Genomic DNA, 23,011 nt, shown 5'->3' on the forward strand with positions numbered 1-23,011 from the left:
CTCCTTAGTTAAATTTTACTTTCAAATTTTTAAGATTTTGAGGTTTTTCATTGTTGCAAATTTGCAAATAATAAGCGTTTTTAGGCATTTTTTGTTTAAAGCTTAAAACCGGTTTATTTGATTTTTTTTCATAAATTATATTCAAAAATTTATCAAAAAATATCACTTCGAGTTTTGTTTTTTGCTTCGGTATAATATCAACAAAAAAGTAATCGCTCACATTTAAAAAAATATTTTTTTTGTTTTTAAAAAAATTTTCTTTTTGAGTCGCTGTGTTTAAGTTTACTTGGCTCAGATCCAGTTCAAAAACATATGATTTTTCAGCATTGCAATAAAAATTTTTAATAAAAATTCCATTATCTTTCGAAATTTTATAAAATTTACTTAAAATTTCGGCTATCTGTTCGTTTGTTTGAATATTTTTTAAAGTGGCATTATTTTCGCCTAAATTTTTTAATCCTATAGAAACTCCTACAAATGGAGTTTTTGAATAATTAAGTTCGGTTATTTTATAGTCTGAATTTTCACTTTTTTGCATTAAAAATTCTATACTTTTTAATAAAATCGGCGCTTTTATATTTGATACGAAATGCATTTTTATTTCGTTTTCATTGTTAAAGTTTATTTTGTTTTCGATGATTTTTTTTTGCGGCCATGAAAAATGATTTTCTATAATCTCTCCGTCAAGGCTTTCGCCGCCGATATTTTTGGGCTCATAAATATAATCTTCGCTGCTGAAATGCACGCTTTTTTTGTCAAAATCAGTTTGATTTTCATCTGATGCCAGATTTTTATCCTTTGTTTCATTTTTATCTGAAATTTCAGTATTTTGTGAAATTTCATCAAATATATAAAATCTTTTATTTTGCTTTAAAATTTGAGAAATTTTGTCAAAATCAGGATTTAAGTTTTCATCTTTCAGCTCATTTTCATTAAAATTTTGTGAGTTTAATTTGAAATTTTGTAAAATTTCAACGGCATTTGCTGCAAAAATTTCGCTCACAAATACAAAAATAAGCCAAAAATATTTCACCTACCAAACCTTTCCACCGTTATATTTTTGAAAAGTTTCCATATCAATTTGCGAAATTTTGCCGTTTTCAATTAAAAATTTCATTGAATTTTTATTGTTAAATTCTTGAACTTTATCATCTGTTTTTAGCTCGAATTCACCGTGTCCTGTCATCAAAAGTGAATCTTTGCTTAAATCGATTTTATAAGGCTCGTTTGCTATTTGCATTGTTTTTTTACCGGTTTTTATATCTATTATGCCGATCCAAATTTTATTTTTTGAACTTATTATAGCGGTATTTGGCATACTTGCGTTGTTTTCTGTTTTTGCGCTTGCATTATTTTCCAAACTTGCATTGTGCTCTTTTTCAACCAAAATGCTTTTTTCCAAGGCGTTTATTGATTCGTTGTTTTCACCATCGCTTTGATTACTTTCAATTAATGTGTTGTTTTCGTCAAATTTCGGAACATTAATGCCGATACTTTCCAGGTCCGTTTTTATTTTATCTACGCTTGTAGCGTTTGAATATACGGCATTATTTTCATTATTTTTTATGAAATTAAAAATATCGGATTTAAAAAATATCAGAATAAAAAGCAGTAAAAGCAGTAAAAACGGAAAAATTATACGCGATTTTTTAATAGGAACATTTGTTGTATTTGACGATTGCTTTTTCGCCATTTGCTTGATGATAGTAGTTTTTTTGGAAACATTTTGTGATTTAAACTCATCAAATTCGTTTTTTATATCACTTAAATCAAGCCCAAAATCCCGCTCTAAAATTTTCAAAAAACCGTTTACATTAAAATCAAGCAAATTTTTAAAATCTTTGTTTAAAAGTTGCTCTATCGTTTTTTCTTCGATATGTGTCGTTTTGGAAATTTCTTTAATATTAAGTTTTTTTAAATCTTCAAATTTTTTTATATTATCCATTTATCATCCTATCGCAAATTATGGCAAATGCGGCGCTTACATTTAAGCTGTCCCAGCCGTGCTTCATTTTTATACTTACGCTATGATCGCATTTTGTAACTATTTTTTGTGGAATTCCTTCGCCTTCGCTTCCTAAAATCAGAGCGGTTTTTGCGCCTATTTTGGCTGTTTTTATATCTTCACCATCCATTGTAGCGGCAAAAATTTGAAAGCCTATTTGTTTTAATTCATTTATTAAACCGGCACCATCATCTATGCGAGCGATTTTTATTTCATAAGCTGCGCCGCTGCTTGCTCTTATAACACCTTCGATTTGTAAATTTTTTGAAACGACGCAAATTGCATCAGCTCCTAAAGCATAAGCGCTTCTGACGATCGCGCCGATGTTTCCTATATCGCTTAAATTCCACAAAATTACTAAAAATTTCGCTTCTTTCAAATCTGCGATTTCGCAAAATTCAAACTCATCAACTTTTGCTAAAAAGCCTTGATGATTGCCGCCGTGAGCTAAAGCTTGAGCTTTTTTGTTGTCTATTTTTAAAATTTTCACGCCCAAACGTGAAATTTTGGCAAACAAAGATTTATCAATCTCTTTTGCCAGATAAATTTCTTTAAAATTTTGTTTATGTACGTCCAAAATATGTAAAAATAGCTGTTTTCCATAAATAATCATCTTAAAATTTTATCAAAAAATAGCTAATGATTAACTTATTTTAACCAGTTTTTCATAAATTTCGGATGACTTCTCACCTGTGATTTTTGATATGAGTTTTGCTTTGATTTTTGGAGGAATTTGAAGATTTTTTATATCTTGAAGTGTAATTTTTTCTTGACTTAAATTTTGTGATTTATCTATCACTAGCGCCCATTCTCCGTTTAAATTTACATTTTGTTGTATGTCATTTAATACTTTTTTTACGCTGCCGAAAAATTTTGTTTCAAATTTTTTGGTTGCTTCTTTTATGGCAAAAATTTTTCTATTTTCATCCAAAAGCGCTATTTTTTCAATTAAATTTAAAATTCTTTTCGGGGATTCATAAATTATACAAGGATAAGGCTGATACATTAAATTTTGAATACCTATTTCACGCTCTTTACCGGAACTTGGTAAAAATCCTAAAAAGCTGAATTCTTTTTCAATCAAACCGCTTGCCGCCGCCGCTAATAAAAGCGCATTCGAGCCGCTTAAAAATTCATACTTTATATCGTTTTTTTGAGCGAATTTTACTAAAAAAATACCCGGATCGCTTATACATGGCATTCCGGCATCACTTATATAAACGCAGATTTTTTCTTTTAAAAATTCTGTTTTGAAGATATTAAAAAATTCATTTTCATTGTGTGTATGAAGCGGATAAAAGTTTGTCGCTTTCGGTTTAAAATCATAACGAGAACTTAAAAGATTAAATAGAGATTTGCCAACTCTTGTATCTTCGCAAATCACTATTTCGCACTTGCTTAAAATTTCAAGTGCATGAGCCGATATATCGGCTAAATTCCCAATCGGAGTCGGGACGAAATAGAGCAATTATTTGCGTCCGTATTTTTTATTGAATTTTTCCACTCTACCTGCGCTATCTACTATTTTTTCGCTACCTGTGAAAAAAGGATGGCATTTTGAGCAGACATCAACTTTAATTTCCGGTTTGTTAGAACGGGTTTTAAAAGTATTGCCACAAGCGCATGCAACGGTGCATTCTACATAATTTGGATGAATATCTTTTTTCATTTTATTTTCCTTAAATTTTTGATTAAACTTGCGATTATACTACTTTTAATATCAAAAAGCAAATTTTTTACGATTTACTTTTTTTGTGTATATATAAAAACGAAGGAGAAAAATGAAATTTAAAAAATCTTACAATCCAAATGTTTTTTACAGCTCAGTTTCAGTTTTAGTTTTTATTCTATTTTTTGTATTATTTTTACCGGATTTCTCACTTAAATATCTTAAAATGACGCAGGAATTTTTGACTGCAAAATTCGGTTGGTTTTATGTTCTTAGTATGACGATTATATTTTTTTCGGTTTTATATTTGGCTTTTTCAAGGTTTGGAAATATTAAATTAGGACCAGATCATTCCGTGCCTGAGTATAGCAATATTTCATGGTTTGCCATGCTTTTTGCTGCAGGAATGGGAATAGGTCTTATGTTTTTCGGTGTCAGTGAACCTCTTATGCATTTTTTAAGTCCGCCAAGCGGCACAAGCGATCAGGCCGTTGCTGCAAAAGAGGCGATGAATATTACATTTTTTCATTGGGGATTTAGCGCGTGGGCGTGCTATGGAATAGTTGCCGTAATTTTAGCATTTTTTTCATATAGACATAATTTACCACTTACTTTAAGATCCGCTTTTTATCCTTTAGTAGGAGATAAAATTTACTCGAAATTTGGTGATATTATAGATGTTTTTGCTGTTTTAGCGACGCTTTTTGGAGTTATTACATCTCTTGGATACGGCGTGCTTCAAATAGGCGGAGGTTTTGAATATATTTTTGGAATAGAATCAAATAAAACTACGCAAATAATTCTTATTTTTGCGATTATGATTTGTGTGACAATTTCAGCAGTAAGCGGTGTAAATAAAGGTATAAAAATTTTAAGCAGTATAAATATAATCTTAGCTTTTTTATTGATTATTTTTATATTTTTACTTGGAAATACAACAGGGCTCTTAAAAGCTTTGCTTGAAAATGTTGGAAATTATTTGACATCATTTGTAGGCGACACTTTCAATATGTATGCTTACAAAAAGCAAAATGATAATTGGCTTGGCGGTTGGACAATACTTTATTGGACCTGGTGGCTGTCTTGGTCGCCTTTTGTAGGTGTTTTTATAGCTAAAATTTCACGCGGCAGGACAATTAGAGAATTTGTTATAGGCGTTTTGTTGGTTCCGTCAGGATTTACGTTTTTATGGATGAGCGGTTTCGGAAATAGCGCAATAGATTTTGTAAATTCCGGTTTTATAACTTTAGCAGATATGGTAAATAAAGATGTTTCATTGGCGCTTTTCATATTTTTGGAAAAATTTCCGCTTAGCGGAATTTTATCTTTGATATCAGTTTTAATGATAATTTTATTTTTTATTACATCCGCTGATAGTGCTGCTATGGTTATAAATATGATTTGTTCCAACGGTAATGATAAAACTCCCGTTTGGCAAAAACTTTTTTGGTGTATAATTATTGCTATTGTAGCTGCCGTTTTATTATATATGGGCGGATTTGACGTGCTTCAAACAATGACTATAATTTCAGCTTTTCCACTTACTTTGGCACTTCTTGGCTCTATGCACGGACTTTTTAAAGCGCTAAATGTTGATGCGCAGAAAAAGTTTACTCAAAGTGTTGCAAATTTACCTGTAATCGCAAGTAATAAATCTTGGCAGGAAAGACTTCAAGTTATAATTGATACTCCAAATAAATATGAAGCGAAAGATTTTTTAAAAGATATAGTAGAGCCTGCTTTTAATGAAGTTTCCCAAATTTTTAAGAAAAATGCGTTTAATTATAAAATAACAAAATCGTTAAACGACACAAAGATTGAACTCGAAATAGATTTGGCTGACGAAAGAAATTTCGTGTATGGCGTGAGATTGATTGAGACAAACTCGCCAAGCTATATAATGAGTGATAGTTATTATAGAGCGGACGTCTTCTTAAAAGAGGGCGGACAAGATTACGATATAATCGGTTGGAGTAAAATTTCAGTTATAAATGACATAATAGAGCAATATAGAAAACATATGCATTTTTTATACAAGACAAGATAATTTTTTATTCTTACCGATTATTTACCGATAAATTTTATAATTACATAAAAATTAAATGTTTAGAACTTCCTTTCAAAAAATTAGGGGCCGCGGGGCCCCTTTTTTATTTGTAATCATTTTGTTTTTATCAGATGTTAAATTTTCGTATCTTTTAAAAGGGAGAAAATTTATGACAAAAACAGTTTCATTGGTTGCGGCGAGTGTTTGTTTTGCTGTTGCAGCTGAACTTACAGATATAGAATTTAACGAAGTAAAGGTTCCTCTCAGCGACACTGAAAAAAGAGCAATAAATGCAAGCGACGGCGTAAAGATTTCAGGAAAAGAATACAAAATCGGTTACAATATAATAATGCGTTCCGGAGATAAAGTAGGGGATGAAATATTTGGTGCTCTTTATGATATAAACGGCAAACTTATCACTACAAAAGACGGATCTCCTAGAATTTCAAACGACAATGATTTTTCATCGCTTCATACTTACGGTGATAAAATTTTTATGATTTCACATTTTGAAACAAGACCTGCTGCTATGTATATCACAGAACTAAATCAAGATAAAACTACCGGAAAATTAAGCCCGGTAAATACAAAAAATATTGATTTCAGTAAATTCGGCGGTCTTTGGGTTCCTTGCGCAGGATCCGTTACGCCTTGGGGAACTCATCTTGGAAGTGAAGAGTATGAGCCCGATGCAAGAATGATAAAAGAAAACGGCGAAGGCGGCGAATATTATAATTTGATGGCCGAATATTTCGGAGGAGATCTTACGAAAGTCAATCCTTATAATTACGGTTGGACGCCTGAAGTTAAAATTATCAACGAAAAAGGCGATGTTAATGTAACTAAACATTATGCAATGGGAAGAATCGCTCATGAATTAAGCTATGTAATGCCCGACAGAAAAACTGTTATTTTAAGTGATGACGGCACAAATACAGGGCTTTTTATGTTTATAGCCGATAAAGCAGGCGATCTAAGTTCGGGCGTGCTTTATGCCGCAAAATGGCATCAAACAGACAATCAAAATGGCGGAAGTGCAAAATTGGAATGGATAAGTTTAGGTAATGCTAATGATAATGAGATTAAAAAAGAGATTGATAAAGATATAAAATTCAGCGATATTTTCGATATGGCGGAATTTAAAGATGATATTTGTCCTGACGGATTTACAGCTACAAAAGCAAATGTGGATTCAAATCAAGAAACCGCACCGGAATGTATAAAATTAAAACACGGTATGGAAAAAATAGCTTCAAGACTTGAAAGCAGAAGATACGCCGCTATAAAAGGCGCTACAACTGAATTTCGTAAAATGGAAGGTATAACTTATAATAATGATTTAAATGAAATCTATATAGGAATGAGCGAGATAAATAAAGGTATGGAAAGTTTTAAATCAAAAGGAAAAGATAGCTTGAAATACGATGTAAAAGGTGTCGATGACATAAGACTTCCGCACAATACTTGCGGAGCGGTTTATAGACTTACTCTTAAAAAAGACGACAAAATCGGTTCAAATTTCGTTCCTGATGTGATGAGCGGTATGATTGCAGGAAAATATGCCACAACAGGCGACAAACTAAACACTTGTGATCTTAACGGTTTGGCAAATCCTGATAATGTGACATATATAAATGGCACAGGCACTTTGATAATAGGTGAAGATACCGGTTCTGGTCATCAAAACGATTATATCTGGTCCTACGATATACAAAAAGACAAATTAACAAGAATTTTAACTACTCCTTACGGAAGTGAAACAACGTCGCCGTATTATTACAACAATATAGGCGGGTTTGGTTATATTATTGCGGTAGTACAACATCCATACGGTGAAAGCGATGAAGACAGACTTCAAAACTCAAGTGATGCAAGGGCTTATACCGGATATATCGGACCGTTTCCGGTTATTACAAAATAATCAAAAAAAGATGAAATTTTTAAAATTTCATCTGAAAAATTTTACTGTTTTTAAAGGAAATTTTTTATGAAAAAGAGCCTGATTTTGCTGAATTTATTTTTTATACAAGCTTTTTCTTTAGATATAAATATCACAGCAAAAGATTTTATAAATTCGCCTACCACTTATATTTCAGCGCAATGTTATACAAAAACTACTGACGAGAAAAATCCAAAAATCGTTTCAAATCCTTGCTATTCTTGTCACACTCAAAACAAAGAGCCGAATTTTACTTATGAAGATTATAAGTTGCAGGAAAGTTATGATTTTCCTGCCGCCGCAAGAAGAAATCCTTTCAAAAATCTTTTTATTGACAGAAGCGAAAAGATTGCAAAAATAAGCGATGATGAAATTTTAAGTTATATCAGAAAAGATAATTATAAAGATGAAAACGGTGAGATAATTTTGGAGAAAAAGCTTAAAAATTTAGATCCGAAATGGGATTATAATAAAAACGGAATTTGGGATGGATATATTCCTGATTGCGAATACAACTTTGATGAAGACGGATTTGATGTAGGCAAAGACGGTGAAATGACAGGTTGGAGAGCATTTTCGTATTATCCGTTTTTAGGAACGTTTTGGCCTACAAACGGCAGCACAGATGATACTTTAATAAGACTTCCTGAAATTTTTCAGTTTGACGAAAACGGCAAAATTGATAGAGAAATTTATAAATTGAATTTATCGATTGTTGAAAGTCTGATTAAACAAAAAAGTCTTAAAATAGATCCGGTTGATGAGAGCAAATTCGGCGTAGATTTAAATCAAAACGGTAAATTTGACGTAGCTGATGAGATAAAATTTAAATGGGAAAAGCCGAAATTAGATACAAAAAGCGGAAAATTAAGCGGTTTTTCTATGAGTTATGTAGGACTTGCCAAAAATTTGCAAATAAAAAATAAAGTTCAAATAGCTCCTGGTCTTTATCCGCTTGGAACTGAATTTTTACATTCCGTAAGATATATCGACATAAACGGCGAAAAAATCACACCGTCAAAAAGAATGAAAGAGTTAAGATACGGCGTGAAAAAGTATTGGCAAAGTTATGGCGAACTTTTGGATACCGGTGCAAAAGCGATAAAAGAAAAACGTGATTTTCCTGATAGAATAGAAAAATTTATAGGAAATGTGGAAACAGGATTAAACAATAATCGCGGTTGGTTTTTTCAAGGTTTTATAGAAGATAAAAAGGGCGATTTACGTCCTCAAAATTATGAAGAGAGCGTATTTTGCATGGGATGTCATTCAAATATCGGCGCTCTTACGGATTCTACTTTTGTGTTTGCACGAAAATTTGAAAAAGGAGCTTATAAAAATGGCTGGTATCATGGCAGCAAGCGAGGTTTTGAAGGAATAAAAGATTTTATTTTGCCAAACGGCAAAGGTGAGTATGCATTGTATTTATATTTAAATAATACAGGAGATGAATTTCGATCAAATGATGAAATTATGCAAAAATTTTTTGTTTCAAATTGGCGTGAAAACAAAGATATGATAAAAAAAGAGTATGAATTAAATCAAAAAGGCGGAAATAATATTTTTGTTACAGAAAGCCTGAAATTTAAAAATAAAGCGATAAATATCCTTAAAAACGATATCAGCTATTTAATAATGCCAAGTCCTAAGCGCGCGATGAGGTTGAATAAAACTTATAAAACGATTGTAGATGAGCAGAGCTTTGTATTCGGAAGAGATGGCGGAGTGTTTGAAAACGTGCATAAAAGCGTAAAAGAGGGGCAAAAAACAGGAATTAAAGCCATTAAATTTTGATTTTGCATGCAATTTTTTACAAAGCAAATTTCTGCAAGAAAAAAAAATTAAATTATTCTTGTGAAAACATATCTAAATTTTTATTATAAGCGGGACTTTTTACATCAAAAAAGCCTAAAATCGTATGAAACAGATTGTCGTGCGAAAATTTTTCGTTTTTAAAAGCGGCGAATTTTTTGCTTGTATTCGTGTCGTTAAACCAAAAAAGCGCAGGAACTTTCTTTTGAAAATCAGGAGCAATAATATAAGGCATAGAATGCAAATAAAGTCCGTTTTCACCAAGGCTTTCTCCGTGATCGCTCACAAAAAGAAAAAATATTTTTTTATTTTTATTAAAAGTTTTCAGATATTCAATCATGTCATTTTGAAGCTCATCTTCATATAAAATCGAGTTATCGTAAGTATTTGCTATCTGTTCGCTTGTGCAATCGTTTAGCTCGGCCGTATCGCAAGTAGGCTTAAATTTAGCGTTTTCATAATCTTTAAAATATGTAGGTCCGTGACTTCCTTGAATATGTAAAAATATCGCAGTCGGTGCATCTTTAAGTTTTATTTGTTTTGCGTATTTAAAAATCGCTCTATCCATTTTTTGGGCTTTAAAATTTACCGTGTGATTTTCATCCAAATCATCGCAAATTCCTTTGCAGCCGCCACTGTTATTATCAAGCCAATAAATTTCCACGCCCGCTTCCAGTAAAATTTGCACCAAATTTTCTCTATATTTTGCTTCTTCACTGCTGAAATTTTCGCGAGTTAAATCGCTGAACATGCAAGGAAGAGAAGTCGCCGTGTTCGTGCCGCATGAATAAAAATTATTAAAACTGACCAAATCTTTATTGTTTTTTTGTGTAAAAATTTGTATCGTTTACAGTGTAGCCGTTTAATGAATAGTTGGCGCTTCTTTGTGTTTCGCCTACTACAAAGATAAGAAGCGAGTTTTGGTTGTTATCTTTTAGACTGTCTTTTCCCAAATCTATAAATTGGCGCGGCGCGGTAAATGATTTTTTTGTAAATTTTACAGCGGAATAAATCGGATAAAACGGTAATGTATAAAAGCGTAAAGTTTTATTTTCGCGAAAAAAAGGAATAAATGTTTTGCCGAATATCGCGTAATTTACGCCTATTATTAAAAGTGAAACGATTATCAAAACGGCTCTGATTTTTAGTTCTTTTGTAAATGAAAAATATGAAATTTTGCTTTTTAAAATAAAAAAAATCGGCACAATTACAAGCACAAACATCCAGATGAAAAATTTGGCGCTTAATAAATTTTTAACTTCCGTTGCGTCGGTTTGGATTATATTTTTTATCATTTCGCTGTCAATTATAGAGCCGTAATTATACATAAAATATCCGCAAATACCGCAAATTACGGTAACCGATACAGCAATAATTTTAGATAGAAATTTTACAAACAAAAGCGATACGGCTATAACGCTGATAAAAAAGCCCGTTAAAATTAGCGGTATAATATAAAATTTTTCATTATTTTGAAAAATAGTGTAAATTTTATAAAAAAATATAAAATTTACTGCTGAAAGATAAAATGTAAAAAGTAGCATAAATTTTAAAGATGATATTTTCATTATTAACCTTTTTTAAAGTTTAATAATAAAGTATAATACGATTTGATAAATACTTGGCAATCATAAATGCCGATACAACGGGATTTTAACCCATAAAGCATTTAAATTTCATAAATTTTATATTGCAATGTAAAATTTTTACATTTATTTTAAAATAAAATATGAGAACAATTTTTTAAAATGCTAAAAAATATATTATTTTTTGAAATTATTCTAATTAATGTTTTTTAAAGTGTGTTTTTACATACGAATTAAACGAAATTATTTAATATCACTATTTATAAGTTGTAGTATTTGGTTTTTTAGATAATACAAAAAAAATAACGACTTTTTTAAAAATTTAAATTTTATTAACACAGGCGAGATTTGTTTTAAATTGTCAACAATAAATTTTTTCTTAAGTTAAAATTTGATTTAAAAATATGAATTATAAAATTTTAATTTTATTAAAATTTTATAATTCTTCAAAAACACCTGTATTTAAAATTTTTTCTTTTCTTTTGCGTAAAATTTCATCAAGCGGAATTTTTTCCAATTCATTTAATTTTTCGATAATATAATTTCCAACAGCTTTCGCTGCAGCGTCTTTATCTCTGTGGGCACCCATTTTAGGCTCTTTTATAACGTCGTCAATTAAATTTAATTCTTTTAATTCTTCTGCTGTAATTTTTAGTGCTTTTGTTGCGGCTTCGCTTTTGTCAGGATCTTTCCAAAGTATAGCAGCACAACCTTCAGGCGAAATTACTGAAAATATGGAATTTGAAAGCATTGCAAGTTTGTCCGCTACACCGATAGCAAGCGCACCACCGCTTCCGCCTTCACCAATCACTATTGCAATTGTTGGAGTTTTAATATCGCTGAATTCAAAAAGATTTCTTGCTATAGCTTCACTTTGTCCGCGTTCTTCAGCCCCTATTCCAGGATATGCTCCAGGGGTATCTATAAAAAATATAATAGGAATAGAAAATTTTTCAGCTAGTTTTGCAACTCTTAAAGCTTTTCGATAACCTTCAGGATGAGGCATACCAAAATTTCGTTTTAATTTATATTTTGTTCCTCTACCTTTTTGTTCAGCTATAACGACTATTTTTTTATCGGCTATATATCCTAAAAAACATACAATTGACGGATCATCTCGAAAAACTCGATCCCCATGAATTTCATAATAATTTTTCAGTAACGCTCTAACATAATCAAGAGAGTAAGGGCGATCGGGATGACGCGCAAGTTGTAAACGTTGAAATTCGCTTAAATTTTTATAGACTTTGTTTATCTCTTTTTCAAGATTTTTTTTCAAGATTTCTACGGCGCTATCATCTCCTCGAATTTTAGCGCTTGAAATATCGTCGTCAATTTGTTTAATTGATTTTTCAAAATCCAAATAATTTGCCATTTTATTTCACTTTTTTGAAAATAATAGAGCCGTTTGTTCCGCCAAAACCGAAAGAATTACTCATAACATAATTTATTTCGCTTTTTCTTGCAACATTTGGAATATAATCCAAATCACACTCTTCATCTTTTACAAATTGATTTATAGTTGGAGGCAAAATTCCTTTTTGCATAGACATAAGACAAATAACAGCTTCTATTGCACCGGCTGCACCAAGGCAATGTCCGGTTTGTCCTTTTGTTGAGCTGACAGGTGGAACATTGTCCGCAAAAAGCATTTTTAATGCACCGGTTTCATTTTTATCGTTTGCCGGTGTAGAAGTTCCATGCGCATTTATATAGTCTATTTTTGGTTTTCCTGCCATTTCATAAGCTTTTTTCATCGCTCTATATGGTCCATCCATAGACGGTGATGTAATATGATAAGCGTCTCCACTTTCTCCGAAACCGGCTATTTCGCCATAAATTTTAGCTCCTCTTGCAACTGCGTCTTCGTAAGTTTCCAAAACCAAAGCCGCGCTGCCTTCACCCATTACAAAACCATCTCTTTCGCCGTCAAACGGTCTTGAAGCATGAAGCGGATCATCATTTCTTGTAGAAAGCGCTCTCATAGAAGCAAATCCTGAAATGCCAATAGGACAGATAGTTGATTCCGCACCTACTACAAGCATTTTAGAACTTTCGCCCACCATTATGCATTTTGCAGCTTCGCAAATTGCATGAGTAGAAGCCGCACAGGCTGTTACACTGGCTAAATTCGGACCTTTAAGACCAAATTTTATAGAAATTACTCCGCCAAGCATATTTACAAGAGCTGAAGGAATAAAAAAAGGCGAAACTCTTCTTGGACCTTTTTCTTTGCAAGCAAGAGAATTTGTTTCGATATTCGGCAACCCGCCAATGCCGGCAGCAGAAACCACACCAAATTCATCTTCATTAAATTCACTGAAATTTGCATCTCGCATCGCATCTATTGTAGCTTTCAGGCCGAGTTGGATAAATCTATCCATTTTTTTAATTTCTTTTCCGTCATCAACGACATCAGCGGGATTAAATCCTTCAATTTCGCCTGCAATTTTTACGGAAAAATCGGTCGTATCAAAATAAGAAATCTTTTTTATACCGGTTTTTCCGGCACAAATATTCTCAAAACTAGACTCTTTGTCAAGCCCCAAAGAAGTAATCATTCCCATACCGGTAATTACGATGCGTTTCAAAATTTATCCTTATTTATTTTTATTCAAATTTTCAATATAAGTTACGACATCTTTAATACTAATTAATTTTTCAGCCTCGCTATCTGGAATTTCTATACCGAATTTTTCTTCCAAAGCCATTACAAGCTCAACTACGTCAAGAGAATCCGCACCAAGATCTTCAATGATTTTAGAATCAATTTTCACAGCATCAGGCGCTACACTTAGTTGCTCTACAACTACATCTCTTACTTCTTCAAAAACTTCCATTTTTTTCTCCTTTAAAAAAATCTTTTAATTTTACAATATTTAATCTTAAAATTTACATATAAAGTCCGCCGTTAATCTTTAAAACCTCGCCTGTAATATAACTTGCGTAATCGCTTAACAAAAATGCTACGCCGTTTGCGACATCATTTGGAGTACCGAATTTTTTAAGCGGGATATTGGCTTCATAAGTTTTTTTAATTTCATCGTTTAAAATTTCAGTCATTTTTGTTTCTATGAAACCGGGTGTAACGCAGTTAAATCTTACATTTCTGCTAGCCGCTTCTTTTGCAAAGCTTTTACTCATAGCTATCATTCCGCCTTTACTTGCCGCATAATTTACTTGACCGGCATTTCCGGTTTCGCCGACAATTGAAGCTATATTCACAACTGCACCGAATCTTTTTTTACTCATTGCTTTTAAAGCTTCTCTGCAACCTATAAAAGCCGATGTAAGATTTGCATTTATTACGGATGTGAAGTCCTCGGTTTTCATGCGAAGAGCCAATTTATCATTTGTTATTCCTGCATTATTTACCAAATAGCTAAGTTCTCCGTCGGTTTGCACGATGAGATTTATCGCTTCAATAAATTCCGTTTCATTTGTAGCGTCAAATTTTATTACAGCGGCATTTCCACCGTTTTTTTCTATTTCATCCTTTAGAGCGTCCGCAACTTCAGGTTTTGAGCGATAATTTATCCATACTTTCAATCCGAAATTTGCAAGTGTTTTACAAATTTCAGCTCCGATTCCGCGACTTCCGCCTGTAACCAAAACATTATTTCCGCTAAATTTCATAATTATCCTTTTTAAAATTTTGAAAATCTATTTTACAAAAAAATTGTAAATTTTGAAAAATAATTATTTTTTTGTAAAATTTCGATAAAATTTTACAAAAAAAAGGATGCGAAAAATGGAATTTTCTACAATAGAAATTCAAAAAAATTTATTTTATGTCGGTGTAAATGATCGCCATACCGGTCTTTTTGAAAATATGTGGCCGCTTGAAAACGGAATCAGTTATAACTCTTATTTATTAAAAGGCGAAAAAAATATTTTAATAGATCCTGTTCATGCGAGCTGTTTTGAACTGTATCTTAGTAAAATTCGCTCAGTCATCGGACAGGATGGAACGATTGATTATCTTATTATAAATCATATGGAACCTGATCATTCAAGTTCAATCAGTCTTCTTTTAAATGTATTTCCAAAAATGAAACTTGTAGGAAATTCCAAAACCGCCGAGTTTATAAAAGGGTTTTATAAACTTGATATAAGCGAGAATTTTATAGAAGTAGGCGAAGGCGAAACACACAAATTCGGAAATTTTGCATTAACTTTTTATAAAACGCCGATGGCTCATTGGCCTGAATCCATGGTAACTTATTATAAAGAGAGCAAAACACTTTTTTCGCAAGATCTTTACGGCGGATTCGGCACGATCGACGGTGGAATTTTTGATGACGAGATTGATTATACGGCGCGAGAATTTGAAAGGGCAAGATATTTTACAAATGTAGTCGGAAAATTTGCCTCTCAAATTTTACGTGCAACTAAAAAACTTGAAAATCTTGAAATTAAAACAATTTGCCCTGTGCATGGTATTGTTTGGCGAAGTAATCCGGAAAAAATAGTAAAATTTTATGATGATTTGGCAAATTGTCGCACGAAAAACGGCGTTGTAATCGCCTACGGCACAATGTATGGAAATACTGAAAAAATGGCCGATTATTTAGCAAATACACTTTCAAAAAATGGCGTAAGAGATGTTCGTCTTTTTGACGTTTCAAAAACTCATGTTTCATATATTTTTACTCATATTTGGCTGAATAAAGGTCTGTTTTTAGGAAGCGCATCTTATAATAATGCTCTGTTTCCTGTAATGCAGGAGTTAATTTCACTAATTTCCACACACAAAATGAAAAATCATATTTTGGGAATTTTTGGAACTTACGCATGGAGCGGCGGTGGAGTTAAAAATCTATTGGAATTTGCGAAAAACAACACCGAGTTCGATTTTATAGATATGCCTGTTGAAGCGCACTGTTCACCAAGTTATGATGATTTGCAACATTGCAAAACATTAGCCGAAGAGATGGCGAAACGCGTTTTGGCATAATTTTAAAATTTTTTAAAAAGATTTTACATTATTTCAAAAATTTTATATTTAAAAATAAAATTTGAGATTTAAGCAAAAATTTTATATAATTTTATCTGCCTGGGTGAAGCGACAGCGTTTTTATGAGGGTCCAACATTTAAGTATAGGCGGTGATGTGAGATTTTTGTGCGACGTGGCCGAGTTATTGGTTGCGACCTGATAAAATTTCCTAACTGCAAGATTGGCTTTTTCGGGCCGATTCTTTTTACGCACCGCTCACTTGGGTTTTAAGGAGTAAAATTGAAAATTTTAATAGTAGGAAGCGGTGGTAGAGAATTTGCTATAGCTCGCAGAATTTCACAAGATAGCGGTGTAGAGCGTATTTATTTTGCTCCTGGAAACGGTGCAACCGGTCAAATCGGTGAAAATATTGATATAAAAGATTTCGATGAACTTGCAAATTTCGCTAAAAAAAATAGTATAGATTTAACAATTGTAGGACCTGAAGCACCGCTTACAGACGGAATTGTAGATGTATTTAAATCTAAAAATTTGCGAATTTTCGGACCTGATAAAAATGCTGCAAAGCTTGAAGGAAGTAAAGTTTTTATGAAAGATTTTTTGCACAGAAATAAAATCAAAACAGCAAAATATCTAAATAGCAGCGATTTTAATGAAATTTCAAAATTTATAGAAACTCTTGAAACGCCTATTGTAGTAAAAGCTGACGGGCTTTGTGCAGGAAAAGGCGTTATAATAGCCAAAACAAAAGATGAAGCTAAAAAAGCGGCTATTGAAATGCTTAGTGGAAAAAGTTTTGGAGAGGCCGGTAAAAAAGTCGTTATAGAGGAATTTTTAGACGGTTTTGAGCTTAGCTTTTTTGCAATTTGTGACGGTAAAAATTTTGTAAGTTTGCCTGTCGCTCAAGATCATAAAAAATTAAATGATGGCGATGAAGGTCCGAATACAGGCGGAATGGGTGCCTATGCGCCAAGTCCGTTAGCAAACAAAGATTTAATTAAAAAAATAGAAAATGAAATCGTTCGTCCTACTGTTAATGGTATGGCAAATGAGGGAAATTCGTTTTGCGGTGTGCTTTTTGTAGGACTTATGATTGTTAAAAACGAGCCTTATGTGCTTGAATATAACGTGCGTTTCGGCGATCCGGAGTGTGAAGTTTTGATGCCTTTGATAGACGGAAATTTGGCTGAAATTTTGAAAAATGCAAGTGACGGTAAGCTTGAAAAATTCAAATTAAAAGATGAATTTGCAGTCGGTGTTGTAATGGCAAGCAAAAACTATCCGTATTCAAAAAGCGAGCCAGAGGGAATAAAAGTCGATAAAATTCCTGCAAATACTCATATTTGCTATGCCGGTGTCAGCAAAAACGGAGAAAATTTGCAAGCTTCAGGCGGACGTGTTCTTGTTAATGTGGGCGTAGCAAAGACAATTAAAGAAGCAAGGGATTTGGCTTACAAACTTTGTGACAATGTTCATTTTAAGGGTGCTAAATTTCGAAAAGATATAGCTTATCAGGCACTAAAAAATGCTTAAAGAGCAGAATTTTACTATTGCAAGCAATGCGAAACGCATAATTTCATTCGGTATTGACGAATTATTGATGAGCTTTTTATTTTTTGCAATTTACAGCAAAGAGTTATTCGGCGCTCCAAGCAAAGAAGCAATGATTGCTACGATTTCAGCGCTTAGTTTTCAATATTATTTAATAAAAACGATTTATCACACATTTTTTATATACAAATTCGGAGCGACTTTAGGCAAATATTTGTGCAAAATTCGTTGTGTATGCGTGGATGGAAATATGAATTTTTCAGCTGCCTTACTTCGTGCTACGGTTAGAATTTTAAGCGAATTTTTATTTTATATAGGTTTTGTTTGGGCGCTTTTTGATCCATATAAACAAACCTGGCAAGATAAAGTTGCAAAAACGCTGGTAGTAAATGTTGAGTAAAATTTTTATATTTTTGGCTGTTTTTGCTACTTTATTGTTAGCAAAAGTCCAAAATGTAGAGCTTATGGCGGATGATGTCACAAAAAACGGCGACATTATAGAAGCTAGTGGAAATGTTATTCTTTATTCACAAGATTATTTTATTACGGCCGATAAAGCGATTTATGATGAAAAAAAACAAATCGCAGAATTTTTTGGAAATGTAAATTCTATGCGAAATTTAAATGAAACAAGCAGAGCAAATTACGTAAAAATAGATCTTAAAAACAACACTCAAGAGGCAAATGCAAATTTTATGATGGATAAGGATGCCGAACTTTGGATGCAAAATGATAAAAGTTGCGCCGATAAGGATTATTACCGCACGAAAGGTTCTATCGTATCAAGTTGCAATGTAGTCGATCCTGATTGGCATATAAACTTCACAAGCGGAAAACTTAATAAAGAAAGTAAATTTTTACATCTTTTTAATCCTGTATTTTATGTAGGAGACGTGCCGATTTTATATTTGCCGTATTTTGGATTTCCTACTGATACTACCCGTAGAACCGGACTTTTGATACCTGAAATGGGATATATGAGTGACGAAGGATTTTATTATAAACAGCCGGTTTATTTTGCACCTTATGATAGCTGGGATTTTGAGCTTGATCCGCAAATTCGCTCACGCAGAGGAGTTGGAATTTACGGAATTTTTCGTTTTGCAGATTCGCCGTATTCAAACGGGGAAATCAGAAGCGGTATTTTTGAAAATAAAGAAAGACATCAAAAAAGGCTTGAATTAAAAGACAAAAAACATTACGGTTTTGAAGTTGAATATGATAGAAGCAAACTCATCGGATATTTAAAACAAGGTGATTTTAAAGAAAATTTATGGATTAATTTTACTCAATTGAATGATTTGGAATATTTTGATCTATCACAAAAAAACGGTTATGATGATAGCGAAAATTCTCTTGTAACTTCGCGTTTAAATTATTATTTGACTAACGATGATCATTATTTCGGTACGTATGCCAGATATTATATAGATACAAGCAAGTTAAATAGAGGAAATGTATTTCAAAATGATGATACCGTTCAAGAAATTCCGACATTTCAATATCATAAATTTGCGGATAATATAATTTTGCCTAATTTAATTTATTCGGTTGATACAAAATTCCATAATTACATAAGAAAAGAAGGTGTAAATGCAAATCAATATGAGTTAAATGTTCCTATCAGTTTTTCAAAACAACTTTTGGGCGATTATTTAAATTTCAGTTTTACTGAGGATTTATATGCTACACATATCGATTGGAGCGATAATTATCGTTATTTCGGCGGAGAATTTTTTGAAGATAAGAGTTCCGATTATGTCAATAATTATCATCTGTTTTCTCTTTCAACGGATTTGGCAAAAGCTTACGGCAGCCTTTACCATACGATGAATTTCGGCACCGATTTATTGATAGCAGGTTATAAAAGCAGCGATTTAAATGATAGAATTTTAAAAGATTATAGATATAAATATGATAAAAAGAACGGAAATTTAAATATTGCGCGATTGGAAAATTTACAAGACAATTTATATTATGAAGATAATTTTATCAATGAACTTAGCGATGAATATACAAACAGTAATTTAGCCGGCAAATTTACACAATATTTTTATGATGGAAACGGTAAAAAATTTTTACGCCATGCTGTAAAACAACGCTATAATCTTGAAGATGATGAATTCGGTCCTTTAGATCACAGGGTTGATTTATATTTGGGCAATTTTAATATAGGAAACCGTTTTACATATTCACAAAAATTTCATAGTTTTGATAAAGTGCAAACATATGCAAATTATAATAATAGCGCGTTTTCAGCTTATATGAGTCATACTTACGAGTACGAAAAATTAAATGATGATGCAAGCAGATATAATAAAGATAATTATTTAATTTTTAATGCCGCCCTAAAACTTCCTAAGTATTATGAAATTTTTGGCGTTTATGAATACGACTTGCTTAGAGATTATTCAAAAATGTGGCGTTTAGGACTTACTCATAACCGCAAATGTTGGAATTACTCAATTGTTTATCAGGAAGATATCGAACCTAAAACCTCAAGTCTTAGAAATTATGAAAAAGCAAGCAAAGAGCGGGCAGTTTACTTTTTTGTAAATTTCTATCCGTTCGGCGGGGTAGGATATGATTATTCAAAAGATACGGATTATACGGAGGGTAAATGATAGAACGCGAAAAATTGATGTTTGAAAATCAACTTGATGCAAGCACTCAATTGCTTGAAATTTTACCTAAATTTGATAATGCTCTTTTAGTTTGCATATCTCTTGAATCCGTAATTTTAGTAGATAATATTGCAAGAAATTTAAAGCTTGGTTATGAAATTTTATTTACCGATACGATTTATGCACCGAATAATGCGGAATGTGCTATTGCCTGCGTCAGTGAAACGGAAGAAATAGTAGTGGTCAATGAACTTATAGATGCGTTCGGCATAAACTTGGATTTTATTTATGGTGAAAGTAAGCGAAAATATGAAGAGACGATTTTAAAAAACATATATAAATTTAGAAAAGGAAAACTTTTAGAAAAATTAAAGAATAAAAATATAATTTTGATTGATGATGGTTGCGACAGTGAAATTACAGCTCTTACTTGTATAAAGTCGCTAACACATCTTGGCGCAAAAACGATAACTTACGCTACGCCGCTTATAGCAAGTGATGTCAAACAAAATTTAGGGTTTTTAGTTGATGAAATTTACGCCGTGCATTCTATTTCAAATTTTGTCGATGTAGATTTTTATTATAAGGATAAAATTGAGCCGAAATCAGATATTATTATGTCGATTTTGGAAGAGAGTCCATATTATTTACCACTTAAAAAAGAAGGAGAAAAAGTATGAAATATGCAGTGGAAGTAAACAACAATGTAGAAATTTTTGAGATTAATAAAGTTGCTAAGCAGGCAGCCGGTGCTTGTTTGATGAAAGTAAAAAATACGGTGGTTTTGGCAACTGTTGCAAGAGAAAACACTCAAGTGGAAGAAGATTTTTTACCGCTAACGGTGCAATATATAGAAAAACAATACGCTGCAGGCAGAATTCCGGGCGGTTATATAAAAAGAGAGACAAAACCTGGAGATTTTGAAACATTAACTTCGCGTATAATAGATCGCTCACTTCGTCCACTTTTTCCAAAAGGCTATGCTTATCCTACTCAAATCGTAGTTTTTGTGCTTTCTGCAGATCCTGAAATCGATTTGCAGGTTGTAGGATTAAATGCGGCAAGTGTAGCGCTTTATTTAAGTGATATTCCTATGAAAGCTCCGGTTTGCGGCGTTCGCGTCGGTTACATAAATGATAGTTTTGTTATAAATCCTACAAATTCGGAACTCCAAAATTCAGCGCTTGATTTATATGTAGCAGGCGTAAAAGATGAAATGCTGATGATTGAGATGCGTTCTTTGCCGAACATGAACGGTGAAAATCAAAATATGAACGAATTTAGCGAAGATAAAATGGTAGAAGCCATAGATTTTGCTTCAAAGGCTATTTTAGCAGGTTCTACAGCTTATGAAAATACATTTTCAGCGCTCAAAAAGCCGGATGCCGCTTTAGAGTATAAGCCTGAAGTGGAAGATGAAAATATCGCAAATTTCATAGAACAAAATTTTACAAGCGATGTGCAAGCAGCGATAAATCAAATGGCAAAAAGCGAGCGAGCAACCGAGCTTGATAAAATCGTAAATAAAATTATGCAAAGCGAAACTGCAATTCAAAACGAATGGCAAAAAAATGTAGTTTCAAATATTATAGGAAAGTTTAAACGAAAAATTATAAGAAGTCAAATTATAAATGAACGCAGACGCGCTGATGGTAGAGCTTTGGATGAAATTCGCCCGATTTCGATAGAAACAAATATTTTACCTAATGCGCATGGAAGTTGTCTTTTTACGCGCGGACAAACTCAAGCTTTGGTTGTTACGACATTGGGCGGCGAAACAGACGCGCAAGTAAGCGATAGCCTGACTTCAAATACACCGATTAGCGAAAGATTTATGTTCCAATATAATTTTCCTGGATTTTGCGTCGGGGAAGCAAGTCCTTTAAAAAGTCCGGGACGTCGTGAATTAGGACATGGAAATTTGGCAAAAAGAGCCTTAACTCCTAGTGTGCCTTTGAATAATCCTCAAGTTATAAGAACTGTAAGTGAAATTTTGGAAAGTAACGGAAGTAGTTCTATGGCAAGCGTTTGTGGCGGATCTTTATCTTTAAGGGCTGCTGGAGTTTCTACTTTAAAACTTGTAGCAGGAGTTGCTATGGGCTTAATTTTTGAAGATGATAAACATGCGATTTTAACGGATATTATGGGACTTGAAGACCATGACGGCGATATGGATTTTAAAGTTGCCGGTACTAGAGAAGGAATTACAGCGCTTCAAATGGATATAAAGCTTGGTGGAATCAGCCTTGAAATTTTAAGAGAAGCGCTAAATCAAGCCAAAGATGGAAGAAATTATATATTAAATTTAATGGAAGTCGCAAATGACGATATAATTATAAATGAAGAAATTCTACCTAAAATTGAAATTTTCGGTGTAGATCCGAATAAAATGGTAGATATTATAGGACAAGGCGGAAAAACCATTAAAGAACTTATTGATAAATATGAAGTCAGTATCGATTTGGAACGTGATAGCGGCGAAGTTAAAATTCAAGGTGCAAATAAAATAAATGTGGAAAACGCTAAATCCGATATTTTAAATATCGTAAAAAAATCAAATGATTTCAAAAAAGGCTCAAAATTCGGTCATCATCACGAAAGAAAAGAAACTTCAAATTTTCAAGTCGGAGAAGAATTTGATGGAGTTGTGAAAAAGATTATGGATTTTGGCGCATTTATAAGTTTAAAAGATGGTATTGACGGACTTTTGCATGTATCAAAAATAAAAACACAGCTTAGCGAAGGTGATACTTTACGTGTAAAAGTAGAAGAGATAAAACGTGGTAAAATTTCATTAGAACTTTGTGAATAAGGAGTAAA

20 protein-coding genes are annotated in these 23,011 nt (G+C 32.6%); 9 read left to right on the forward strand and 11 right to left on the reverse strand.

Annotated elements, in window-relative coordinates:
* Window positions 1-4: 4 nt before the first annotated feature.
* From CHAB381_RS01085 to rpmE, 5 genes are read right to left on the reverse strand one after another with little or no spacing between them, the layout of a single operon-like run.
* Entirely contained in the window at window positions 5-1,033 is a 1,029-nt protein-coding gene (locus CHAB381_RS01085) for a hypothetical protein (protein WP_012108107.1), read from the reverse strand.
* Entirely contained in the window at window positions 1,034-1,945 is a 912-nt protein-coding gene (locus tag CHAB381_RS01090; protein WP_012108108.1) for a hypothetical protein, read from the reverse strand. It lies immediately after the preceding gene.
* Window positions 1,938-2,618 (reverse strand): 23S rRNA (guanosine(2251)-2'-O)-methyltransferase RlmB, encoded by a 681-nt coding sequence (rlmB, locus tag CHAB381_RS01095; protein ID WP_012108109.1) that lies wholly within the window; start codon window positions 2,616-2,618, stop codon window positions 1,938-1,940. The genes CHAB381_RS01090 and rlmB overlap by 8 nt, the downstream gene beginning before the upstream one ends.
* 30 nt (window positions 2,619-2,648) lie before the next feature.
* The gene (gene rsmI / locus CHAB381_RS01100) at window positions 2,649-3,473 is read right to left on the reverse strand and encodes a 16S rRNA (cytidine(1402)-2'-O)-methyltransferase (RefSeq protein WP_012108110.1); all 825 of its coding nucleotides are present in this window, start codon (window positions 3,471-3,473) and stop codon (window positions 2,649-2,651) included.
* Window positions 3,474-3,674: a 50S ribosomal protein L31 gene (gene rpmE / locus CHAB381_RS01105; protein WP_012108111.1), complete on the reverse strand. Its 201-nt coding sequence runs from the start codon at window positions 3,672-3,674 to the stop codon at window positions 3,474-3,476.
* A 112-nt stretch (window positions 3,675-3,786) separates the two neighbouring features.
* Between rpmE and CHAB381_RS01110 the strand changes: the two genes are divergently transcribed.
* The 3 genes from CHAB381_RS01110 to CHAB381_RS01120 all read left to right on the forward strand — a co-directional run bounded on the left by CHAB381_RS01110 (window position 3,787) and on the right by CHAB381_RS01120 (window position 9,454).
* Window positions 3,787-5,721: a BCCT family transporter gene (locus CHAB381_RS01110; RefSeq protein WP_012108112.1), complete on the forward strand. Its 1,935-nt coding sequence runs from the start codon at window positions 3,787-3,789 to the stop codon at window positions 5,719-5,721.
* A 169-nt stretch (window positions 5,722-5,890) separates the two neighbouring features.
* Entirely contained in the window at window positions 5,891-7,642 is a 1,752-nt protein-coding gene (locus tag CHAB381_RS01115) for a PhoX family protein (RefSeq protein WP_012108113.1), read from the forward strand.
* A gap of 66 nt (window positions 7,643-7,708) precedes the next feature.
* Window positions 7,709-9,454, forward strand: a complete 1,746-nt coding sequence (locus CHAB381_RS01120; RefSeq protein ID WP_012108114.1) for a hypothetical protein — start codon at window positions 7,709-7,711, stop codon at window positions 9,452-9,454.
* A 52-nt stretch (window positions 9,455-9,506) separates the two neighbouring features.
* Here the strand turns inward: CHAB381_RS01120 and CHAB381_RS08380 are convergent, their stop codons facing one another.
* The 6 genes from CHAB381_RS08380 to fabG all read right to left on the reverse strand — a co-directional run bounded on the left by CHAB381_RS08380 (window position 9,507) and on the right by fabG (window position 14,694).
* Window positions 9,507-10,283, reverse strand: a complete 777-nt coding sequence (locus CHAB381_RS08380) for a phosphoethanolamine transferase (protein ID WP_172462794.1) — start codon at window positions 10,281-10,283, stop codon at window positions 9,507-9,509.
* A gap of 4 nt (window positions 10,284-10,287) precedes the next feature.
* Entirely contained in the window at window positions 10,288-11,040 is a 753-nt protein-coding gene (locus CHAB381_RS08385) for a phosphoethanolamine transferase domain-containing protein (RefSeq protein ID WP_049752820.1), read from the reverse strand.
* Between the two features lie 454 nt (window positions 11,041-11,494).
* Entirely contained in the window at window positions 11,495-12,433 is a 939-nt protein-coding gene (locus tag CHAB381_RS01130; RefSeq protein WP_012108115.1) for an acetyl-CoA carboxylase carboxyltransferase subunit alpha, read from the reverse strand.
* Window position 12,434: 1 nt separating this feature from the next.
* On the reverse strand, window positions 12,435-13,649 hold the full coding sequence (locus CHAB381_RS01135) for a beta-ketoacyl-ACP synthase II (RefSeq protein WP_012108116.1): 1,215 nt from the start codon (window positions 13,647-13,649) through the stop codon (window positions 12,435-12,437).
* 9 nt (window positions 13,650-13,658) lie between these two features.
* The gene (acpP, locus tag CHAB381_RS01140) at window positions 13,659-13,898 is read right to left on the reverse strand and encodes an acyl carrier protein (RefSeq protein WP_012108117.1); all 240 of its coding nucleotides are present in this window, start codon (window positions 13,896-13,898) and stop codon (window positions 13,659-13,661) included.
* A 52-nt stretch (window positions 13,899-13,950) separates the two neighbouring features.
* The gene (gene fabG / locus CHAB381_RS01145; protein WP_012108118.1) at window positions 13,951-14,694 is read right to left on the reverse strand and encodes a 3-oxoacyl-ACP reductase FabG; all 744 of its coding nucleotides are present in this window, start codon (window positions 14,692-14,694) and stop codon (window positions 13,951-13,953) included.
* 115 nt (window positions 14,695-14,809) lie between these two features.
* Between fabG and CHAB381_RS01150 the strand changes: the two genes are divergently transcribed.
* From CHAB381_RS01150 to CHAB381_RS01175, 6 genes are all read left to right on the forward strand, one after another.
* Window positions 14,810-16,015 carry an FprA family A-type flavoprotein gene (locus CHAB381_RS01150; RefSeq protein ID WP_012108119.1) on the forward strand — a complete coding sequence of 402 codons (1,206 nt, stop codon included), beginning with the start codon at window positions 14,810-14,812 and terminating at the stop codon, window positions 16,013-16,015.
* A gap of 280 nt (window positions 16,016-16,295) precedes the next feature.
* The gene (purD, locus tag CHAB381_RS01155; RefSeq protein ID WP_012108120.1) at window positions 16,296-17,549 is read left to right on the forward strand and encodes a phosphoribosylamine--glycine ligase; all 1,254 of its coding nucleotides are present in this window, start codon (window positions 16,296-16,298) and stop codon (window positions 17,547-17,549) included.
* Complete coding sequence (locus tag CHAB381_RS01160; protein WP_012108121.1) at window positions 17,542-17,967, forward strand: RDD family protein; 426 nt, start codon at window positions 17,542-17,544, stop codon at window positions 17,965-17,967. The genes purD and CHAB381_RS01160 overlap by 8 nt, the downstream gene beginning before the upstream one ends.
* Entirely contained in the window at window positions 17,957-20,191 is a 2,235-nt protein-coding gene (locus CHAB381_RS01165) for an LPS-assembly protein LptD (RefSeq protein ID WP_012108122.1), read from the forward strand. Before CHAB381_RS01160 ends, CHAB381_RS01165 begins: the two co-directional genes overlap by 11 nt.
* Window positions 20,188-20,871 carry a phosphoribosyltransferase family protein gene (locus CHAB381_RS01170; RefSeq protein ID WP_012108123.1) on the forward strand — a complete coding sequence of 228 codons (684 nt, stop codon included), beginning with the start codon at window positions 20,188-20,190 and terminating at the stop codon, window positions 20,869-20,871. The genes CHAB381_RS01165 and CHAB381_RS01170 overlap by 4 nt, the downstream gene beginning before the upstream one ends.
* Window positions 20,868-23,003 (forward strand): polyribonucleotide nucleotidyltransferase, encoded by a 2,136-nt coding sequence (locus tag CHAB381_RS01175; RefSeq protein WP_012108124.1) that lies wholly within the window; start codon window positions 20,868-20,870, stop codon window positions 23,001-23,003. Before CHAB381_RS01170 ends, CHAB381_RS01175 begins: the two co-directional genes overlap by 4 nt.
* Window positions 23,004-23,011: the final 8 nt, after the last annotated feature.

Origin of the sequence: Campylobacter hominis ATCC BAA-381, from assembly GCF_000017585.1 — a bacterium.
Classification (GTDB): domain Bacteria; phylum Campylobacterota; class Campylobacteria; order Campylobacterales; family Campylobacteraceae; genus Campylobacter_B; species Campylobacter_B hominis.

What these genes read in the sequence shown, in the direction of transcription:
- CHAB381_RS01090 (WP_012108108.1), bottom strand. Translation starts at nt 1,945, where the DNA reads ATGGATAATATAAAAAAATTTGAAGATTTAAAAAAACTTAATATTAAA.
- rlmB (WP_012108109.1), bottom strand. Translation starts at nt 2,618, where the DNA reads ATGATTATTTATGGAAAACAGCTATTTTTACATATTTTGGACGTACAT.
- rpmE (WP_012108111.1), bottom strand. Translation starts at nt 3,674, where the DNA reads ATGAAAAAAGATATTCATCCAAATTATGTAGAATGCACCGTTGCATGC.
- CHAB381_RS01110 (WP_012108112.1), top strand. Translation starts at nt 3,787, where the DNA reads ATGAAATTTAAAAAATCTTACAATCCAAATGTTTTTTACAGCTCAGTT.
- CHAB381_RS01115 (WP_012108113.1), top strand. Translation starts at nt 5,891, where the DNA reads ATGACAAAAACAGTTTCATTGGTTGCGGCGAGTGTTTGTTTTGCTGTT.
- CHAB381_RS01120 (WP_012108114.1), top strand. Translation starts at nt 7,709, where the DNA reads ATGAAAAAGAGCCTGATTTTGCTGAATTTATTTTTTATACAAGCTTTT.
- CHAB381_RS08385 (WP_049752820.1), bottom strand. Translation starts at nt 11,040, where the DNA reads ATGAAAATATCATCTTTAAAATTTATGCTACTTTTTACATTTTATCTT.
- CHAB381_RS01130 (WP_012108115.1), bottom strand. Translation starts at nt 12,433, where the DNA reads ATGGCAAATTATTTGGATTTTGAAAAATCAATTAAACAAATTGACGAC.
- acpP (WP_012108117.1), bottom strand. Translation starts at nt 13,898, where the DNA reads ATGGAAGTTTTTGAAGAAGTAAGAGATGTAGTTGTAGAGCAACTAAGT.
- fabG (WP_012108118.1), bottom strand. Translation starts at nt 14,694, where the DNA reads ATGAAATTTAGCGGAAATAATGTTTTGGTTACAGGCGGAAGTCGCGGA.
- CHAB381_RS01150 (WP_012108119.1), top strand. Translation starts at nt 14,810, where the DNA reads ATGGAATTTTCTACAATAGAAATTCAAAAAAATTTATTTTATGTCGGT.
- CHAB381_RS01160 (WP_012108121.1), top strand. Translation starts at nt 17,542, where the DNA reads ATGCTTAAAGAGCAGAATTTTACTATTGCAAGCAATGCGAAACGCATA.
- CHAB381_RS01165 (WP_012108122.1), top strand. Translation starts at nt 17,957, where the DNA reads ATGTTGAGTAAAATTTTTATATTTTTGGCTGTTTTTGCTACTTTATTG.
- CHAB381_RS01170 (WP_012108123.1), top strand. Translation starts at nt 20,188, where the DNA reads ATGATAGAACGCGAAAAATTGATGTTTGAAAATCAACTTGATGCAAGC.
- CHAB381_RS01175 (WP_012108124.1), top strand. Translation starts at nt 20,868, where the DNA reads ATGAAATATGCAGTGGAAGTAAACAACAATGTAGAAATTTTTGAGATT.